The sequence below is a fragment of the Roseibium marinum genome, from assembly GCF_002906165.1.
GTDB classification, from domain to species: Bacteria; Pseudomonadota; Alphaproteobacteria; order Rhizobiales; family Stappiaceae; genus Roseibium; species Roseibium marinum.
This window is the reverse complement of record NZ_PPCN01000002.1, coordinates 66,761-81,389: the sequence shown is the minus strand read 5'-3', so window position 1 is coordinate 81,389 and position 14,629 is coordinate 66,761. Positions and strand designations below refer to the sequence as shown.

Below are 14,629 nucleotides of genomic sequence, written 5' to 3'. Positions count from 1 at the left end.
GAGCCATAATATGGGCGCGTGCGAACCGCAATTCATCCAGGTCGGAAAAAACGCTCGGGAACGCCGGATCGCGGTGCTGGAAACGCCGGGAAAATCTCCGGCGCTCCTTTGGCTTCCGGGGTTCAAATCGGACATGACCGGCACCAAAGCCGCGGCGCTTGTCGAATTCGGCGCGGCGCGCGGGCAGGCGGTCGTCCGGTTCGACTATTCCGGCCACGGCCAATCGGGGGGCGATTTCGAGGACGCCTGCGTTTCCCACTGGCTGGAGGAGGCGGAAGCCGTGTTGGACCGGTTCTGTCCGGGCGAAACCATCCTCGTCGGGTCCTCGATGGGGGGATGGATCGCGTTGCTCCTGGCGTTGAGCCGCAGGGCGGCCGGCAAGATCAGGGGACTTGTGCTGATTGCTCCGGCGGTGGATTTCACCGAGGAACTGATGTGGACGCAACGCTTTACGGATGAAATCCGCCGGACGATCCTGTCCGAAGGTCGCTGGGCGCAGCCCTCGGCCTATGGCGATGAGCCCTATGTCATCACGCGCAAGCTGATCGAGGATGGCCGCAAGCATCTGCTGTTCGGCGGTCCGCTGCAGATCGGTGCGCCGATCACGATCCTGCAGGGGGCCGAGGACCCGGATGTGCCCGCGAGCCATGCCCGGCGGCTGGTCGAGGCGCTGCCGCTCGACGATGTCACCTTTTCCCTCGTGCCGGATGGCGATCACCGCCTGTCGCGGCCGCAGGATATCGAACTGCTTCTGCGCGTGGTCGCGGATATGTCCGGCGCCTAGGCGTGTCAGACCGGCATCGTGTCACGCCCCTGCTTCTGCACCTTGTACCAGGACCAGAAGAGGCGGGCGGCGACAGCCCGGTGCGGTGACCAGAGCGCCGAGATGTCATCCAGGGTCGCCGGGTCCGGTTTTTCGGTCAGTTCCAAGGCATCGCGGACGGCGATCCGCAGGGCGAGATCGCCGCTGGGAAAGACATCGGGATGCCCGGCGCAGAACAATAGAAAGATATCGGCCGTCCAGCGGCCGATGCCCTTGATGGCGCACAGGCGCGCATGGGCCTCTTCCGCCGGGGCTTCGGCAAGGTGAGCAAGATCGAGCCCGTCCCGGCAGGCGGCCGCGATCGCGCGCAATGTCCGTATCTTGGGACGGGAGAGGCCCGCGCCCGCGAGGTCCTCGTCGGAAAAGCTTTGCATCTGCTCGGCGGTGAGAGGCGCTACCAGCGTCTGAAGCCGTTGGAAAATGGCGGACGCACTGGCAACGGAGACCTGCTGTCCGGTGACAATCTGGGCGAGGCCCTCGAAATCCGCCGCGCGTCGGCGCAAAGGCACCGGGCCGGCCAGATCGGCGATCCTGGCCAATCGGGTGTCCGCCGCGACCAGCGCCGCCAGTCCCGCCTGGATGTCCTCTTCTGTCGCAATCGGTTTCATGAGGCCGGGCCCGAGGTTTGAAGTGTTCGCGAATGCCGCACGGTGCCCTCTTGCGTGAAGGCGCGGGAGTGGTAGGAAAGGTCTTGTAAGTTCTGTTCTCCCGCGTCAACCCGGCAGCATGTCAAAACCCGTCTTCCGCTTCGCACCGTCGCCCAACGGCCATCTGCATCTCGGCCATGCGCTGTCGGCGCTGCTCAACGCCCGTGCAGCGGTGGCGCTCGGCGGGCGGTTGCTGGTGCGGGTGGAGGATATCGATCAGACCCGCTGCACGCCGGAACTGGAACGGGACATGTTCCAGGACCTGGCCTGGCTGGGGCTTCGGTGGGAGCAACCGGTCGTGCGCCAGTCGGATTGCTTTGCGTTCTACCGTGAGGCTCTGGAGCGGCTGCAGGATACGGGACTGGTTTATCCGGCCTATCTGACGCGGGCGGAAATCAAGACCTTCGTGTCCGACCGGGAGGCCGAGGGCGCGAGCTGGCCGCGCGACCCGGACGGCGCGCCGCTTTATCCGGGGGACGCCGCGGTTCTTATTGAAGAAAAACGCGAGCGGCGCGCGGCGAGCGGCGCTTCCTTCGCCTTGCGTCTCGACATGAAAAAGGCGCAGGAGCGGATCGGAAAGCAGCTCTTCTGGGAGGAACTGGGCGCCGAGGGGCCGGCGTTGTTCGAACCGGCCCGGAAGATCGCCGTGGACGCTTCAGCATGGGGCGACGTGGTGCTCGCGCGCAAGGATACGCCGACGAGTTATCATCTGTCGGTCGTGGTCGACGATGCAAGACAGGGAATTACGGACGTATTGCGGGGGCAAGATCTCTATCATGCCACCAGCGTGCACCGGGTCCTGCAGGAATTGCTCGCCCTGCCGGTCCCGCGCTATCGGCATCACCGGCTGATACTGGGCGACGACGGCCGCAAATTGTCGAAATCGAACAGCGACACCAGCCTCAGGTCCCTGCGCGCGGCCGGCATGACCCATGCGCAGCTGCGCAAACGGATCGGTCTTTGATGCCATTTCGGCTTCATTTATGAGTCCACACCCTAGCGCAGACCTGGCCCGAACCACATGTCCAGAAACCAGATCCACAGGCTCGTGGTGATAATGGCGCTCAAGGTCGTCACGGTGATCGCGTTGGCCGACATGGCATGGCCGGTGCCATAGCGATTGGCGAAGATATAGGCGTTGGCGCCGGTCGGGCAACTGGCCGTCAGGGTTGCGACAGCGGTCCAAAGGGGCGGTAGCTGGAAGACGAAAGCCGCGGCGATAAAGACGACGACAGGCATGACCAGCATCTTCACGGTGGCGAGCAGCAAGCCGGGCAGCACGTTGCCGCGCATTCCGTACTGCACCAGGCTCATGCCGAGTGACAACAGCGCCAGGGGCAGGGCTGTCGCGGCGATGCGGTCCAGCACGTCCATGCCGATCTCGGGAATCTCGAGGCTTGTCTGGCGCCAGAGGAAGGCAATGACGATGGAAACGATGAGCGGGTTCTTGGCCAGGTTTTTGGCGGCGCCCTTGAGAAGGTCTCCGAGCGGGGGTGTGGCTGTGCCGCTGTCGATTGCGGCGGCGCGTTCCATGGCGACCGCCATCAGGATGGTCATCACGGCCAGGTGGATCGAGATGATCAGGAGCAGGGGGACCAGACCGTCTACGCCGTAGACGGCGGAGATCAGCGGCAATCCGACCATGATGCCGTTGGCGAAAGCCGCCGAGATACCGCCGATGGCTCCGGCGCGGGCATCGCGCGCGAATCCCTTCCGGATGATCAGGGCTCCGAGCGCCCAGGCGATGCCGACCCCAAGGAAATAACTGGCCCACAGGGCAACAGGCACGCCGGAGCTGAGATCCGCGCCAATCAGCGTGCGGAAAAGCAGAACGGGGATGGAGACGACAAAGACAAAATGTCCGAGGGCCTCGCTGGCGTTCTGTTTGAGAACCTGAAACTTCGCCAGGGCATAGCCGATACCGATCAGAACGAAGACCGGGGCGACAATGGAAAGGGTTTGTCCAAGCATAGGAAGCGTCGGCCTCTGGCTGAATCAGATCTTGCAGGTTCGGAACAGGAGACTGGCGGTTCGGGCAACCGGAATGCGACCGGATGGACAGGGGCCAGGCGCCGGGTTAAGGACAGCAAAGGTCAAAGTGGCTTTTTGGTGCCGGTCTGGCAAGCCCTGTTGATATCCATTCTGGCGGAGGAATCCAGGCTCCATGGCAGATCCTGACGACGACAGCGTCAAAATTGCGCTTCTGGCCCACGATCTGAGAACGCCGCTGGCGGCGATGCGCCTTACCGCCGAACTCATTGGCAACGGTCCGCTTGACGACACCCAACGGGAACACCTGTCGATCCTAATCCGGTCCATCGATGCTTTGACGCAGCTAACCGGTGATCTGATCCCTTCTACCGGGTCCGGGGCCCAAAATGCACGGATCCGGATCGCCGATATCGTATCCGATGTCGCCGGTCTTTTCCGGATCGCCGCAGAAGTAAAAGATCTGTCTTTCAAAGTTTCGGTCGAGGAGCCAGTGAAGGATATCTTCACCGGCCATGGCGGTGCGCTGCGCCGGGTGTTGACGACACTTCTCGACAATGCGGTCAAATATACGCCGGAGGGGGGTATCGCGGTCACTGTACGTTTCATCCCCGCCGAAGGTTCCGGGGAGCAGGAGATGGTGGCCCTGAGCGTTGACGACAGCGGTCCGGGTATTGATCCGGAGGAACAGGCGCGGCTCTTCCGGCCGTTTGTCCGGGGCCGTCACGGCCGCGAGACCGGGCCGGGGACGGGTCTTGGTCTGTGGGGTACGCAACAGTTGCTGCAGGAAATGGGCGGTCAACTGCGGTTGACCCGCGCGGAGACCGGCGGCAGCCGGTTCGAGGTGCGGATCCCTGCCGAAGGAGAGGAGGCCGGAGACAGGGATGTTGGCAATTCCACTCCGTCTGCGGCTGTCCGGCAACAGTCTCCGTCGGCAAGCGGGCTTTCCGCGCATGTGCTTATTGTCGACGACAACGATACGAATTGCCGGTTGCTGGAAGCGTTGCTGGAATCCTTCGGCATCTCCTCGGAAATCGCCAAGTCGGGTGAACAGGCCATCGGCCTGGTCGGGAAAAGCACCTTCGATGCGGTGCTTCTGGATCTGCACATGCCCGGGATGAGCGGCGTGGAAACCGCCGAGGAACTGAAACATCTTCGGCCGGAAGCCGAGCTGCCGCTGATCGCCGTGACCGCGGCGCTGGAATCGGTCGATGACGACCGCCTGCGGCAGGTGGGCTTTCAGGAAATTCTCACCAAACCTCTGTCTCCCGTCGGGCTGTATGAGGCCATGGTGCTTGCGCTGCGGAGCCGCAGTGGCTCCGGCTCACAGGACAAGTGAGCGGGTTGCCGGTTCCGCTATACCGCCTTCAGGGCGCTTCCATCTGGAGGCGGATCAACTTTTCTGCCTTCCTGTGGTTCCATAAGATAGCGGGTTGATCTAGATCTTGGGCCCATGAAGCATGTCGATTCCAGCGAAAACAAACTTAAGTCATTGTCGCGCAAGGCGGCCGCGTGGTGCATTCAGCACCCGATGATCGCAGTGAGCCTCTATGTGGCTCTTGTTTCGCTGTTCTTCCTGGTCTTTCCCGGGATCGACTTCCTGGCAAGCGGTCTGTTCTACTCCGCAAGTGCCGGGTTTTCCGCCCAGGATGTGGCGTTCCTGCGGGATGTGAGGCATCTGGGTCCGTTTCTCGTCCGCCTGATCGCAATCGTCTGCGTGGCGGTGCTCATCATCAAGCTGCTGGTGCCCGGACGGCCGCCGCTGCTGCCGCTGCGCATGCCGGTTTTTCTGCTCAGCACCCTCATTCTGGGCCCCGGCGTGCTGGTGAACCTCATTCTCAAGAACAACTGGGGGCGTCCGCGTCCGCGGTCGGTCGAGGAATTCGGAGGCGATCTGCCGTTTCAGCCGGTCTGGAAAATCACTGACAGTTGCGACAGCAACTGTTCATTCGTTTCCGGCGAGGCGTCGGCGGGTATGTGGCTGGTCTCGATAGTCTTTCTGGTCCCCGTCTCCTGGCGCAAGCCCGCCCTGGCGTTCATCCTGCCGCTCTGTGTCATTCTCTCCGTCAACAGGATCGCGTTCGGAGGACATTTCCTGTCCGATACGCTGATTTCCTGGGGCCTGACCCTGTTGCTCATTCTGGCCATCCACCGGCTGCTTTACGTCAACGAGCCGCCGCTTGTGAGCGACATCCGGCTGGATGAATGGTTCACAGTGAACGGCCGCAGGCTGCAACGGACAGGGCGGAGATCCCTGAGGCGGATCAGGAGAGCCGCGCGGAGCGTGCTCGGGAAAATTTCGGAAAACTGATCGGTCTTATTTCTTGCGGGGCCGGGTGCGCTTCAGTATCCGGGCGAAGCGCAGCGGAGATCTGTCCTCCACCCAGGTGATGGCGTGATTCAGGTGAGGTGTGTTGCGCCGGCGGCTGCGCAGCAGCCGCGCCGCGCTTCTGCTTGTGGCGATGATGACGATCAGACCGAGGGCAAGCAGTGGCACCCCGGTCGGAATCGGCATCCATACCGTTGCCAGGCCGAGCAGAATGAGGACCGCAGCAATACACCACCACAGAAGTTTCATGATTGGGCCGGGGAATGTCTCAGGGAGAAGACTCCATACATCAGTCTGCAAGACGTATTTATGAACCCTGCCCGTCAAGGTGAGCCGGATGGAGGCAATCGCTCTTTTGCCCTCACAGTCCGGGTTCGGATTTATGCAGGCCGATCAAACGTGTCCAGAAATTGCTCGCAGCCCGAGCGCACGAGCCGGTAGACGTGTTCGAACCCGTCCGGCCCGCCAAAATAAGGATCGGGAACGTCCATCGGCGGGTCGCCGAGCAACAGACGGATACGCGCCGTGCCGGAACTTGTCCCGGACCTGAGCGTCGAGAGGTTGTCTGCATCCATCGCCAGGATCGTGTCGAAACGGGTGAAGTCCGCGGGGACGACCTGCCGGGCGCGCTGCGCGGACAGATCGATCCCGTATTTCGCGGCGATATCGATCGAGCGCGGGTCCGGGGGATTGCCGATATGCCAGGCGCCGGTTCCGGCGGAGTCGATGGTGAAGCGTTCGGACAGTCCCGCTTCGCCGACAAGGCTGCGGAACACGCCTTCGGCAAGCGGGGATCGGCAGATGTTGCCAAGGCAAACGAAGAGGACAGAACGGGGCACGGCAATCTCCGCAGTGGCGGCCATATCACGAGGTCAACCGGCGCGTCCGGCAGGGCAACGCAAACCTTTGTCGTCACGGGATACCTCATCGCCTTCACCTTGTCATCGGGTTAGGGTGGGGACCCATAATCGGGAGTTGCCGATACGAAGGAGGATCAAATGGCAGAGCGGCTGAAACCGGAAGACCGTGCGGCGGGGCTGAAAGCTCTGACGGACTGGCATTTGTGCGAGGGGCGCGAAGCCATTTCGAAATCCTTCAGGTTCCGGGATTTCCGGCAGGCCTTCGGGTTCATGACCGAGGTCGCGCTGGTGGCGGAAAAGATGAACCACCATCCGGAGTGGTTCAATGTCTACCGCAGCGTCGATATCACGCTGGCGACCCATGATGTCGGCGGGTTGAGCGCGCTGGACCTGGAACTGGCGGCAGAGATTGACAGGGTCGCCAACCGCTCCTGACGAGGCGGCAAGATCGACAAACCTCCAAAACGGACTTTCAATCGCCCTTGGCAAGCAGGAAACTGTGTCCAGTCGCGGTTTTTTCCGTCGCCAGCAGGGTGTGACCGTCCTCCCGGCAAAGATGTGGAATGTCGATTTCAGCCATCGGGTCCGTTGTAAGCACGGTCAACCGGTCGCCAGAGGCAAGCCGGCGCAAGGCCTTGCGCGTCTTGAGAGCCGGCAGCGGGCATTTCAGGCCTTTCAGGTCCAGTGTCGTTTCATTCAATGATTGCAGTTCCTGAAATTGCGCGATTTAACAGTGGCTTGGGATGTCGGGATATCGGAAGAATTTACAGGTCTTTACGTAAGATTAGCAGTTCGAATTTACGCTGACTATACGATCGTGATGCTCCGGGAAACTTCAGAACGTGCGAATAGCGTTAAAAACGTGAAAATCTCGCGGGTTTTGCGGTTCCCGCAAGATGGACCGGTCAGATGGCTCCGTACCTCAGGCAATTGAAACCAGGATTGTGGATCTTCGCAAGCGCGTTGATTTCGGCTTGCTTGTGGCACAGCCCACAGGTCAAGGCCGCCTCCCGGCAGATCCATATCGTGACGCAGGACTTCGCGCCGCTGCAATGGGACAACAACGGCAAGCCGGACGGCTATGTCGCCGACTTCATGCTTGCCGTCGTGGACCGGGTCAGGGAACGTCTGCCGGTCTCGGTCGGTTCCTTTGACTTCCTGCCCTGGAAAAGGGCGATGCTGACGGCGCAACTGGAACCGAATGTTCTGTTCTTTTCGCTCTCGCGGACGCAGGAGCGCGAAGACAAGTTCGAGTGGCTCGGCGAAGTGTCTCCCTATGGCCAGTATTTCTATCAGCTCGAATCCCGGCCGGCGATCGCCGTGGACCGGATCGAAGACCTCATGTCCCTCAAGCTGAGGATCGGCGTCCAGGACGGCGGCAATCTTCATAGCTATCTGGAACAGCTCGGCTTTGGCGGCAATGGCAATCTGGTGCCGATCACCGACTACCATCAGGGTATCGAAATGCTGTATCTCGGCCGGCTCGATCTCGTTCCGCTGACGGCGTTTCTGGCTGAAGCCTCGGCCTGCCGGATGGGCTATGACGGGGCGCTTCTGAAGCCGGTGGTTTTCATCGAGGCACTTGCGCAGCCATTGTGGGCCGTCTTCAGCAAGGAAAGCGACCCCGAACTGGTCGAGGCCTTCCGGCAGGAGATGGCCGTGCTGAGGGAAAACGGATTTTTCGACAAGACGTTCGCCGAAATCCGTGACAGCTGGCAGAAACTTGCCTGTGGCCGATAGCAGTTTGCTACAACGGCCTGGCGGGTAGCCGCTTCGGGCGGTCAGTTTCAATGCAATCGTGAAAGACACAAAATGACCGATCAGCCGATTACATCGCCGGATGTGCTTGATTTCTGGTGGCAGGCCGGTCCTGAAAAATGGTTCGCCAGCGACGACAAGTTCGACCGCAGCTGCCGGGAGAGGTTTCTGCCGGCGATCGAAGACGCGCTTTCCGGCTGTCTGGACTCTTGGATGGAGACCGCGGACGGCTCGCTCGCGCTTCTTCTGCTGCTGGACCAGATGACAAGAAATGTGTTCCGCGGAACGGCTGGCGCCTTCAAGGGGGATATCAAGGCCCTGACCGTGGCCGAGCATGCGCTAGCCCGAGGGTTCGACCGTGCCTTTCCAAAAGCCGCCCGTGGATTTTTCTATCTGCCTTTCGAGCATTCGGAGGACATGGCGCATCAGGAACGGTCGGTGGACCTGTTCCGGTCCCTCGGCGACAAGGAACTCTATCACTACGCGCTGATTCACATGGATGTCATCCGGCGTTTCGGCCGCTTTCCCCACCGCAACAAATTGCTTGGACGGGACACAACGCCCCAGGAGCAGGTGTATCTGGAAGACGGCGGGTTTTCCGCCTGATCCGGCCTGTCCGGGACAGCGAACAGGCCGCCCGACGGTCCGTGCTTCCGATCTGCCGAATTTTTATGCGACGCCAGGAATGCAATTTTTTATGCCTACTTTTTCATCTTCTATATTTGATTTGAACATTAATTAGGCGAAAAGACTGCCTTAAAAGCGGTCAGTCGAAATTTTCTTCGTTCCACCTTTCATTCGTTAACGGTCGTTAACGCACGGGTTTCTGCGAAAAACCATCCATGATTCAAAAGTTGGCACGGTCCTTGATTAGCAATGGCCGGAACCGTTCCGGGTCACGCAGCGTGGCATAGGCAAAGACCTGAGCAGATCCTTCCAGAGGGGGATTTGAAACAGGCGCGAATTCCGGGCCGGTCGGCGGAGCTTCTTCGATGGGAAGGGGCGCTAAGAAGGGGAATGGAACGAGCAATGAAAATAGTGATGGCCATCATCAAGCCGTTCAAGCTCGACGAAGTGCGCGATGCCCTTACAGGCATCGGCATCCAGGGGCTGACGGTGACTGAAGTCAAAGGCTATGGCCGCCAGAAAGGTCACACCGAAATCTATCGCGGCACCGAATACGCAGTCAGCTTCCTGCCGAAGCTGAAGATCGAAGTCGCTGTCGACAGCGCTTCTGTCGACAAGGTTGTCGAGGTGATTTCAGGCGCTGCGAAAACCGGTCAGATCGGAGACGGCAAGATCTTCGTCCACTCGATCGACCAGGTCGTCCGCATCCGTACCGGCGAAACCGACGCCGAAGCTCTTTGATTCAGGTAAGGAAACGTATCATGAAAAAACTTGTCGCTAAGGGCGCGACGTCGCTGGCCTTGCTGAGCCTCTCGGTGATGCCGGCCCTCGCCCAGGACACCGTGGCTATTCCGCCCGTGTCCCCTGAAGTCGCCTACATTCTAAACACGCTGCTGTTCCTGATCGGCGGTTTCCTCGTGATGTGGATGGCTGCCGGCTTTGCCATGCTGGAAGCCGGTCTGGTCCGTTCCAAAAACGTCTCCATGCAGTGCCTGAAGAACATCACGCTCTACTCCATTGCGGGCCTGATGTACTGGATCACCGGTTACAATCTCATGTATACCGGCGTTGACGGCGGGTTCATGGGATCCTTCGGTCCCTATGCCTTCGACGCTGTCGGCGGCGATGCGCTCGACACCGGTTATTCCACGGCATCCGACTGGTTCTTCCAGATGGTGTTCTGCGCGACGACCGCGTCGATCGTGTCCGGCACCCTGGCCGAGCGTATCAAGCTGTGGCCTTTCCTGCTGTTCACCGTTGTGCTGACCGGCTTCATCTACCCGATCGCCGGTTCCTGGCAGTGGGGCGCGGGCTGGCTCTCTGAAATGGGCTTCTCCGACTTCGCCGGTTCCACGCTGGTTCACTCCGTCGGTGGCTGGGCCGCTCTTGCCGGCGCTCTCATCCTGGGTGCCCGCAAAGGCAAATACGGTGCCGACGGTTCGGTCCATCCGTTCCCCGGTTCCTCCATGCCGCTGGCGACCCTGGGTACGTTCATCCTGTGGCTCGGCTGGTTCGGCTTTAACGGTGCGTCCCAGCTCGCAATGGGCACCATCAGCGACGTTTCCGACGTCTCCCGCATCTTCGCCAATACCAACATGGCGGCTGCGGCCGGCGTGGTAATGGCGGTGATCCTCACACAGATCCTGTACAAGAAGGTCGACGTGACGATGGCCCTGAACGGCGCTCTTGCCGGTCTCGTTTCCATCACCGCCGAGCCACTGGCTCCGAGTGTCTGGCAGACCGTGTTCATCGGTGCTGTCGGCGGAGCGATCGTCGTCTTCACAGTGCCGTTGCTGGACAAGCTGAAAATCGATGACGTGGTCGGCGCCATCCCGGTTCACCTGCTGGCAGGTATCTGGGGCACCCTGATCGTGCCGCTCTCCAACACCGATGCCTCCTGGGGCGTTCAGATCACCGGTATCGTTGCCTACGGCGTGTTCACGCTGGTCGCTTCGGCAATCGTCTGGTTCATCCTGAAAGCCACCATTGGTATCCGGGTTTCGGAAGAAGAGGAAGCGCTCGGGCTCGACAAGGTCGAAGTCGGCGTGGAAGCCTATCCGGAATTCGGGGTGGGTTCCCAGCGCCTCTAAAAAGACGCGCTGAAACAAAATCTCCCAGGCGGTCTATTGGCTCAGACCGCAAACTTGGAAAGCCCGGAGTTCTCTCCGGGCTTTTTTTTGCGTCCTGATGGAGAGGGAACTCAGGGCATCCCGCGTTCGGCTGATTGCCGGATGCTCTCACACTGTAAAATAGATCGACGCACCTCCAATCGCGCTGACCGGAGGTTCTCAGGCCGATCTAAAAATTAGGCATTTGACTATTAAATAATCACTATCAAATTTGTTCGACGTTACCCGATTCCGGGTATGCCCAATAGATCGGCTGATTTCTGCGTATTTTTTAGTCTTCTGCCCGATTGGCATGCGGCTTGTATGGCTTGCGGTTCCAAAAGCACAAACAAGCGGCAAATTGCCTGGTTGGGGGTCAGAAATGAGTGTAACAGGGGTTGGGGGGAACGTCTTTTTCGTTCTTGTGGGGGCTATTCTCGTCTTCGCCATGCATGGCGGTTTCGCATTTCTCGAAGTCGGTACCGTGCGGCAAAAGAACCAGGTCAATGCACTGGTGAAGATTCTCGTCGACTTCGCGTTGTCGACCGTGACCTATTTCTTCGTCGGTTATGCCGTCGCCTATGGCACGACCTTTCTGGTGAATGCCGCGGATCTGTCCGGTGGCGGGGAAGGTTTCGAGCTGCAGGGCCTGACGCTTGTGAAGTTCTTCTTTCTGACCACCTTCGCCGCCGCCATTCCGGCGATTATCTCCGGCGGTATCGCCGAGCGGATGAAGTTCTGGCCGCAATGCCTCGCGACCGTCGCGCTTGTCGGCATTGTCTATCCGCTTTTCGAAGGCGTGATCTGGAACGGTAATTTCGGTGTTCAAACCTGGTTAGAAGCGTCCTTCGGAGCGCCCTTCCACGATTTCGCGGGATCCGTGGTGGTCCATGCCGTCGGGGGCTGGATCGCTCTGGCCGCCGTGCTGCTGCTGGGCGCACGCCTTGGCCGCTACGACCGCAACGGCCGCCCGGTCGGCATTCCGCCTTCCTCGCTGCCCTGGCTCGCCATGGGTTCGTGGATGCTTTGCGTCGGCTGGTTCGGTTTCAACGTGATGACGGCGGGGTCGCTTGAGGGCGTTTCCGGTCTTGTCGCGATCAACTCGCTGATGGCCATGGCCGGCGGCATCCTCGCCGCCCTCGTGGTCGGGAAGAACGACCCGGGTTTCGTCCACAACGGTGCGCTTGCCGGTCTGGTCGCCGTGTGCGCCGGTTCGGACATCATGCATCCCGCGGGAAGTCTGGTTGTCGGTGGTATCGCAGGAGGGATCTTCGTGACCGGCTTCGAGATCTGCCAGAACAAGCTGAAAATCGACGACGTTCTCGGAGTCTGGCCGCTGCATGGCATCTGCGGCGCCTGGGGCGGCATTGCCGCCGGGTTCTTCGGGCTCGAGGCGCTTGGCGGTCTGGGCGGCGTGTCGCCACTGGCGCAGCTTGCCGGTACCGTGCTGGGCGCCGTTTATGCGTTTGGTGCCGGCCTTGCCGTCTATGGCCTTCTGAAGGCTGTGACGGGCCTGCGCCTGACCGCGGAAGAAGAGCATCTGGGGGCGGATCTTTCCATCCACAAGATCAGCGCCAATCCGGAAAGCGATCTGGGCAGGTAAAGGTCGAAGGCAGGGTCCGGTTTTGCGACCTATGGGTTGTCGCACCGCACTGTCCCGGCTCAAGGCCGGGACGGAGGGATGGGGAGGCAGCCGTGTGCTTTAAGCGACCGGTCCGGCTTCCGCCAGCATGGCGGCCAGATTGTCATGGCTGTCGACGATCCTGTGAGCACCGGCGGCCTCAAGCTGCCCGGCATGGCCGTCATGGCTGTGACCGCCACCGACAAACCCCCAGACGGTCATGCCCGCCGCCAGTCCGGCCTTGACCCCGTTGGTGCTGTCTTCGATGACAAGTGTCGCGGCCGGGGACACACCCAGCTTGCCGGCAGTGAAGAGAAAGAGATCCGGTGCCGGTTTGCCGTTCGCCACCTGTTCACCTGAATAGATGTGCGGCTCGAAATAGGCGTGAAGACCGGTATGGCGCAGCTTGTGGTGCAGCCGGTGCAGACGGGAGGAGGATGCGACTGCCCGCGTTCCCCCATGCGCCTCCAGCAGGTTCTTGATGCCCGCAATGTCGGTGAGTTCGGTGTTGATCCGCTCAAGGGTCGCGGCGTCCAGATCCGGAGCGAATGTGCCCGGCAAAGATCCCTTGCCGAGCGCATGATGGTCGCTTTCCACCGCGGCCCAGAAATCCGTGCCGCCGAGGCCCTGGAACCGGTCCATATAGTCTTTCAGATCGTAATGAAGGCCGATCCTTGCCAGGTGCTCGCGTTCCACTTCCACATAGATTTTTTCAGAATCGACCAGAACGCCGTCGCAATCGAACAGGATCGCATCAAATGCCATCGGTTTTCACCTTTCGAACGGTTCCGGCAGAGCGTCGCAACCTGAGTCTGTACCCTAGTGTGAGCCGTCGAACAGACCTTTAACCACTTGTCTTTGAAACAAGATGACAAGCAGTGCGGGGGGCAGCACCGCCAACACCGCGAGCATCAATCCGGGCAGGCTGGCGCGGCCGAAAAACTGCATGCCCCGGACAAGCGTGTAGGTGCTTTCCTTCGATGTCACCATGACGGGCCACAGATACTGGTTCCATCCGGTGACGAACAGCACCAGAAACAGCGCTCCGGCCGTCGGCAGGGAAAGCGGCAGCAGAATATCCCTGAAGAACCTGAGGGGACCGGCCCCGTCCAGGCGCGCGGATTCCATCAGCGTGTCCGGCACCGTCAGCAGGAACTGACGGAAGAACAGCGTTCCCAGGCCGGAAGCAACAAGCGGGAAAATGAGCCCGGCACGCGTGTTCACCAGGCCGAGGTCCGCGACGACGTCATATGTTGGCAGGAAACGGGATTCCAGCGGCAGCAGGAGCGTGAGCAGAAGAACGGCGAAGATAAGGTTTGCGAAGCGGACGCGGAAATAGATCAGCGCATAGGCGGTGACGAGCGAAAGGACCACCTTCAACCCGGCGAAGCCCGCGCCGAGCAGGAAAGAATTCCACAGCATCGTGAGCGCCGTCACCTCGCCGGAAAAGCCGTAGCCCGATGTCAGGAAACGGCTGTAGTTCTCCAGCGCGCTGCCGCCCATATCCAGCCGCGGCATCATGGGAGTGCCAGCCTTGTGGGTTGTCGCCGCGAACAGGGAATAGACCGGCAGCACCATGAAGAGCGATCCGGCAATCAGAATGATATGATCTGCAAGCTGGGCGTGAAACCGCCGCCAGGAAGGCATTTTCGGATCGTCCTGTTAAAAAATATTCCGACCGTCTAGGGTCTGTGGACAATAAGGATTTGGTCGAGGTTTGGATGCAAAACGCCCAGTTCAAGAAGCAAGGTCGCAGGAAGGGTGTTCCCTTTCAAGACATTGGGACGCCGAAATGGGCGTTTTGCGCCAAATCTCTTCGAGACGCGGCGGATTTCGGTCCCGACTGCGTCGGAAAGTCCTTGTGGTG

17 protein-coding genes are annotated in these 14,629 nt (G+C 60.6%); 10 read left to right on the top strand and 7 right to left on the bottom strand.

Annotation, left to right across the window (positions count from 1 at the left end):
• Positions 1–10 precede the first annotated feature (10 nt).
• Positions 11–784 (top strand): alpha/beta hydrolase, encoded by a 774-nt coding sequence (locus tag CLV41_RS07300; protein WP_103221672.1) that lies wholly within the window; start codon positions 11–13, stop codon positions 782–784.
• A 5-nt stretch (positions 785–789) separates the two neighbouring features.
• On the opposite strand, the gene CLV41_RS07295 is transcribed toward CLV41_RS07300, so the two are convergent.
• Positions 790–1,431 carry a DNA-3-methyladenine glycosylase family protein gene (locus tag CLV41_RS07295; RefSeq protein ID WP_103221671.1) on the bottom strand — a complete coding sequence of 214 codons (642 nt, stop codon included), beginning with the start codon at positions 1,429–1,431 and terminating at the stop codon, positions 790–792.
• A gap of 118 nt (positions 1,432–1,549) precedes the next feature.
• Between CLV41_RS07295 and gluQRS the strand changes: the two genes are divergently transcribed.
• Positions 1,550–2,434 carry a tRNA glutamyl-Q(34) synthetase GluQRS gene (gene gluQRS, locus CLV41_RS07290; protein WP_103221670.1) on the top strand — a complete coding sequence of 295 codons (885 nt, stop codon included), beginning with the start codon at positions 1,550–1,552 and terminating at the stop codon, positions 2,432–2,434.
• A 32-nt stretch (positions 2,435–2,466) separates the two neighbouring features.
• Here gluQRS and CLV41_RS07285 read toward each other — a convergent pair whose 3' ends face one another.
• Positions 2,467–3,441 (bottom strand): AEC family transporter, encoded by a 975-nt coding sequence (locus CLV41_RS07285; protein WP_103221669.1) that lies wholly within the window; start codon positions 3,439–3,441, stop codon positions 2,467–2,469.
• Positions 3,442–3,634: 193 nt separating this feature from the next.
• Here CLV41_RS07285 and CLV41_RS07280 point away from each other — a divergent pair, with 193 nt between their 5' ends.
• The gene (locus CLV41_RS07280) at positions 3,635–4,798 is read left to right on the top strand and encodes an ATP-binding response regulator (protein ID WP_103221668.1); all 1,164 of its coding nucleotides are present in this window, start codon (positions 3,635–3,637) and stop codon (positions 4,796–4,798) included.
• Between the two features lie 114 nt (positions 4,799–4,912).
• Positions 4,913–5,770, top strand: a complete 858-nt coding sequence (locus CLV41_RS07275; RefSeq protein WP_208987359.1) for a phosphatase PAP2 family protein — start codon at positions 4,913–4,915, stop codon at positions 5,768–5,770.
• Positions 5,771–5,776: 6 nt separating this feature from the next.
• Here the strand turns inward: CLV41_RS07275 and CLV41_RS07270 are convergent, their stop codons facing one another.
• Together CLV41_RS07270 and CLV41_RS07265 are read right to left on the bottom strand one after the other, a co-directional pair.
• Positions 5,777–6,037, bottom strand: a complete 261-nt coding sequence (locus CLV41_RS07270; protein ID WP_103221667.1) for a hypothetical protein — start codon at positions 6,035–6,037, stop codon at positions 5,777–5,779.
• A 131-nt stretch (positions 6,038–6,168) separates the two neighbouring features.
• Positions 6,169–6,651 (bottom strand): low molecular weight protein-tyrosine-phosphatase, encoded by a 483-nt coding sequence (locus tag CLV41_RS07265; RefSeq protein ID WP_103221666.1) that lies wholly within the window; start codon positions 6,649–6,651, stop codon positions 6,169–6,171.
• A 135-nt stretch (positions 6,652–6,786) separates the two neighbouring features.
• On the opposite strand from CLV41_RS07265, the gene CLV41_RS07260 reads away from it, so the two are divergent.
• Positions 6,787–7,083 (top strand): 4a-hydroxytetrahydrobiopterin dehydratase, encoded by a 297-nt coding sequence (locus CLV41_RS07260; RefSeq protein ID WP_103221665.1) that lies wholly within the window; start codon positions 6,787–6,789, stop codon positions 7,081–7,083.
• A 37-nt stretch (positions 7,084–7,120) separates the two neighbouring features.
• On the opposite strand, the gene CLV41_RS07255 is transcribed toward CLV41_RS07260, so the two are convergent.
• A complete protein-coding gene (locus CLV41_RS07255) occupies positions 7,121–7,348 on the bottom strand; it encodes a sulfurtransferase TusA family protein (protein WP_235867084.1) in 228 nt (75 codons plus the stop codon).
• 278 nt (positions 7,349–7,626) lie between these two features.
• Between CLV41_RS07255 and CLV41_RS07250 the strand changes: the two genes are divergently transcribed.
• The 5 genes from CLV41_RS07250 (at position 7,627) to CLV41_RS07230 (ending at position 12,744) form a co-directional block, all read left to right on the top strand.
• Entirely contained in the window at positions 7,627–8,388 is a 762-nt protein-coding gene (locus CLV41_RS07250; protein ID WP_170107137.1) for a substrate-binding periplasmic protein, read from the top strand.
• A 72-nt stretch (positions 8,389–8,460) separates the two neighbouring features.
• Positions 8,461–9,012 carry a DUF924 family protein gene (locus CLV41_RS07245; RefSeq protein WP_103221662.1) on the top strand — a complete coding sequence of 184 codons (552 nt, stop codon included), beginning with the start codon at positions 8,461–8,463 and terminating at the stop codon, positions 9,010–9,012.
• 423 nt (positions 9,013–9,435) lie between these two features.
• Positions 9,436–9,774 carry a P-II family nitrogen regulator gene (locus CLV41_RS07240; protein ID WP_170107136.1) on the top strand — a complete coding sequence of 113 codons (339 nt, stop codon included), beginning with the start codon at positions 9,436–9,438 and terminating at the stop codon, positions 9,772–9,774.
• A gap of 20 nt (positions 9,775–9,794) precedes the next feature.
• Positions 9,795–11,123 carry an ammonium transporter gene (locus CLV41_RS07235; RefSeq protein ID WP_103221660.1) on the top strand — a complete coding sequence of 443 codons (1,329 nt, stop codon included), beginning with the start codon at positions 9,795–9,797 and terminating at the stop codon, positions 11,121–11,123.
• A 400-nt stretch (positions 11,124–11,523) separates the two neighbouring features.
• Positions 11,524–12,744 carry an ammonium transporter gene (locus CLV41_RS07230; protein ID WP_103221659.1) on the top strand — a complete coding sequence of 407 codons (1,221 nt, stop codon included), beginning with the start codon at positions 11,524–11,526 and terminating at the stop codon, positions 12,742–12,744.
• A 99-nt stretch (positions 12,745–12,843) separates the two neighbouring features.
• On the opposite strand, the gene CLV41_RS07225 is transcribed toward CLV41_RS07230, so the two are convergent.
• Together CLV41_RS07225 and CLV41_RS07220 are read right to left on the bottom strand one after the other, a co-directional pair.
• On the bottom strand, positions 12,844–13,527 hold the full coding sequence (locus CLV41_RS07225) for an HAD family hydrolase (protein ID WP_103221658.1): 684 nt from the start codon (positions 13,525–13,527) through the stop codon (positions 12,844–12,846).
• A gap of 54 nt (positions 13,528–13,581) precedes the next feature.
• Complete coding sequence (locus tag CLV41_RS07220; protein WP_103221657.1) at positions 13,582–14,409, bottom strand: ABC transporter permease subunit; 828 nt, start codon at positions 14,407–14,409, stop codon at positions 13,582–13,584.
• Between the last annotated feature and the right edge of the window lie 220 nt (positions 14,410–14,629).